This window comes from Acidimicrobiales bacterium, assembly GCA_035546775.1.
GTDB lineage: Bacteria > Actinomycetota > Acidimicrobiia > Acidimicrobiales > JACCXE01 > JACCXE01.
On record DASZWD010000075.1, the window covers coordinates 1 to 3,357 of the forward strand.

4 protein-coding genes are annotated in these 3,357 nt (G+C 70.2%); 2 read left to right on the plus strand and 2 right to left on the minus strand.

All coding sequences use genetic code 11. The annotated features are described in order from the left end of the window. Both VHC63_18970 and VHC63_18975 read right to left on the minus strand, forming a co-directional pair. A partial coding sequence (locus VHC63_18970; GenBank protein ID HVV38697.1) for an amidohydrolase family protein occupies positions 1 to 989 on the minus strand: 989 nt, incomplete at its 3' end. A 33-nt stretch (positions 990 to 1,022) separates the two neighbouring features. Beyond that, on the minus strand, positions 1,023 to 1,754 hold the full coding sequence (locus tag VHC63_18975; protein HVV38698.1) for a glucose 1-dehydrogenase: 732 nt from the start codon (positions 1,752 to 1,754) through the stop codon (positions 1,023 to 1,025). Between the two features lie 19 nt (positions 1,755 to 1,773). On the opposite strand from VHC63_18975, the gene VHC63_18980 reads away from it, so the two are divergent. After that, complete coding sequence (locus tag VHC63_18980; protein ID HVV38699.1) at positions 1,774 to 2,508, plus strand: SDR family NAD(P)-dependent oxidoreductase; 735 nt, start codon at positions 1,774 to 1,776, stop codon at positions 2,506 to 2,508. After that, the coding region (locus VHC63_18985; GenBank protein ID HVV38700.1) for a TIGR03619 family F420-dependent LLM class oxidoreductase at positions 2,505 to 3,357 on the plus strand (853 nt) is incomplete at its 3' end. The genes VHC63_18980 and VHC63_18985, both read left to right, overlap by 4 nt.

Here is a 3,357-nt window from a genome sequence, read left to right on the forward strand (position 1 = left end):
ATGTTCTTGAAGTAGTAGGTCGACGGCGGCTCGGGGATCTTGTCGGCCACGCCACCCCACGCCCGGTTGTCCTCCCACACCTTGTCGGCGCGCTCGAGGATGTAGGGGATCCAGCCGATCTGGCCTTCGCTGTAGGCCAGCTTCACGTCGGGGAACTTCACCAGCAGCCCGCTGAACAGCCAGTCGGTCATCGACATCATGGCGTTGTTGAACGTGAGCGTGGAGCCGACGGCCGGCGGGGCGTCGGCCGACGTCGAGGGCATCTTCGACGACGAGCCGATGTGCATGTTGATGACCGTGCCGGTCTCGGCGCACGCGGCGACGAAGGGCTCCCAGTAGCCGTTGACGTCGTGCACCGACGGCAGGCCGAGGAACGGCGGGATCTCGCTGAAGCACGTGGCGCGCACGCCGCGATCGGCCATGCGCCGCACCTCGTCGGCGGCGAGCTGGGCGTCCCACAGCGGCACGATGATGAGCGGGATCAGCCGTCCACCGGAGCCGGCGCACCACTCGTCGACCTGCCAGTCGTTGTACGCCTTGACGCACAGCAGCGCGAGGTCCTTGTCCTTGGCTTCGGTGAAGGTCTGTCCGCAAAAGCGCGGGAAGGACGGAAAGCTCAGGCTCGCCTCGACGTGGTTGATGTCCATGTCCTCGAGGCGCGCCACGGGATCCCAACACCCCTTGCGCATCTCCTCGTAGGTGATGGCGGTGATCTTCACCTCGTCGCGGGGGAAGCCCGCCGCGGCCGACAGGCGCGTCGTGGGGATCTTGAGGTCCTCGTAGTACCACCAGTCGCAGTCGGCGCCTTCGCCGGCGGAGTAGGAGAACTTGCCGCCGACAAAGACCATCTCGCCGAGCTTGGCCCGCACGGAACGGGGCCCCCGTTCCTTGTACTTCTCGGGCAGGCGGTCCTGCCACACGTTCGGCGGTTCGAGCACGTGGTCGTCCACCGAGATGATCTTCGGAAATGTCTCGTCCGTAACAGTCATCGCCGGCGAGCGTAATGCGTTTCTGACGGTCCGTCAGGTCCGCGCCGAGGCGGCCGCCGCACCGCCGTCGACCGGCATCGCCATGCCCGTCACGTACGACGCCTCGTCGCTGCACAGCCACACCACCGCCGCCGCGATCTCGTCGGGCGTCGCCAGGCGGCCGAGCGGCATCATCTTGCCCATCGCCTGCAGCGTCGCCTCGTCGCCGCCGGTGAAGCCCTCCAGCATCGGGGTGCGGACCGTGCCGGGGCATACGGCGTTGATGCGGATGCCGGCGCGGGCGTACTCGAGCGCCGCGGTCTTGGTCAGTCCGATCACCGCGTGCTTGCTGGCGACGTAGGCCGACAGCCCGGCGAAGCCCATCAGCCCGGCGCCCGACGACGTGTTCACGATCACACCGCCGGCGGTCATCAGCGGGATCTCGGCGCGCATGCACAGGTAGACGCCGAGGAGGTTGAGGTCGACGACGCGGCGCCACTCCTCGACATCGGTGTCGGCCACGTTGCCGAACGTGCCCGAGGTGCCGGCGTTGTTGAAGGCGATGTCGAGGCGGCCACCGCAGGCCTGCATCAGGGCGTCGACCTGCGCCGGTTCGGTCACGTCGGTGCGCACGAAGCGCCCGCCGATCTCGTCGGCCACCCCCTCGCCGCCCTCGACGTTCACGTCGGCGACGATCACCTCCGCGCCCAGTTTCGCCAGCCGGATGGCGGTGGCGCGCCCGATGCCCGATCCCCCGCCGGTGACCACTGCGACCTTGCCGTTCATATCTGACAGAGTGTCAGATATGCGCTTCGACGGACGGGTAGTCATCGTCACCGGCTCGGCTTCCGGCATCGGCCAGGCCACCGCCCAACGCTTCGCGGCCGACGGGGCCACCGTCGTGTGCGCCGACCTCAACGAGGCCGGCGCCAAGGCCACCGCCGCGGACATCGGCGGCGCCGGCATCGGCCTCGACGTGAGCGATCCGGACGCGGCCACCGACGCCGTCGAGCGCGTCGTGCGCGAGCACGGCCACCTCGACGTGCTGGCCAACGTCGCCGGCATCCTGCAGTTCGGCCACGCCGACGAACTCAGCGCCGAGGAGTGGAACCGCGTCATCAGCGTCAACCTCACCGGCGTGTTCAACATGATCCGCCCCGCCCTGCCCAACCTCGTCGCCAGTGGCGGCAACATCGTCAACGTGGCGTCGACGTCGGGCCTGCACGGCCAGCCCTACGGCGCGGCGTACTCGGCCTCCAAGGGCGGCGTCGTCATGCTGACCCGCGCCCTGGCCGTCGAATACGCCAAGAAGGGCGTGCGGGTCAACGCCGTGTGCCCGGGCGGCGTCGACACGCCGCTGGTGGCCAACATGACGATGCCCGACGACGTCGAGGGCTTCCTCGTCGCCCGCATGGAACTCGTGCGCGGCCACTTCGCCCCGCCCTCCGACATCGCCAGCGTGCTGTGCTTCCTCGCGTCCGACGACGCCCGCAACGTGACGGGCGCGTGCGTTCCGGTCGACTACGGGATGACCGCTTGAAGTTCTGGCTGGCGCTGTCGTTCGCCGAGCCCGACCAGGCCCTGGCGCTCGCCCAGGCGGCCGACGCCGCGGGCTATCACGGCATCACCGTGTCGGACCACCTGTTCGCGCCCCAGGCGCGGCAGTCGAAGTACCCCTACTCGCCCGACGGCGCGCCGCCCTTCACCGACGAGTCGCCGTGGCCCGACCCGTGGGTGCTCATCGGCGCCATGGCGGCGGTCACCGCCCAGGTGCGCTTCACCACCAACATCTACGTGGCGCCGCTGCGCGAGCTGTTCACCGTCGCCAAGGCGGTGTCGACGGCGTCGGTGCTCTCCGGGGGACGGGTTGCCCTCGGCGCCGGCGCCGGCTGGTGCGAGGAGGAGTTCGCCCAAGTCGGCCAGACCTTCGCCCGCCGCGGCGCCCGCCTCGAAGAGATGGTCGGCGCGCTGCGGAAGCTGTGGGCCGGCGGCTGGACCGAGCACCACGGCGAGTTCTACGACTTCGACGCCCTGCGCATCGAGCCGGTCCCCCGGGCGCCCGTGCCCGTCTACCTCGGCGGGCATTCGGACGTCGCGCTGGCGCGCGCGGCGCGCGTCGGCGACGGCTGGATCGGCAACGCGTACACGCCCGACGAGGCCGAACAGGTCGTAGGGCGCATGCGCAAGCACCTCGACGCCGCCGGCCGCACCGGAGACGACTTCGAGATCATCATCGGCCTCATGGCGCGCCCGTCGACCGACCTGCACGCCCGCGCCGAGGAGATGGGCGTCACCGGCCTCCTGTGCGCCCCGTGGATGATGGCCCCCACCCTGCGCGACCGCGTCGCCGCCATCGACGGCTTCGCCCAGTCCTTCGTGACCGCGTCCT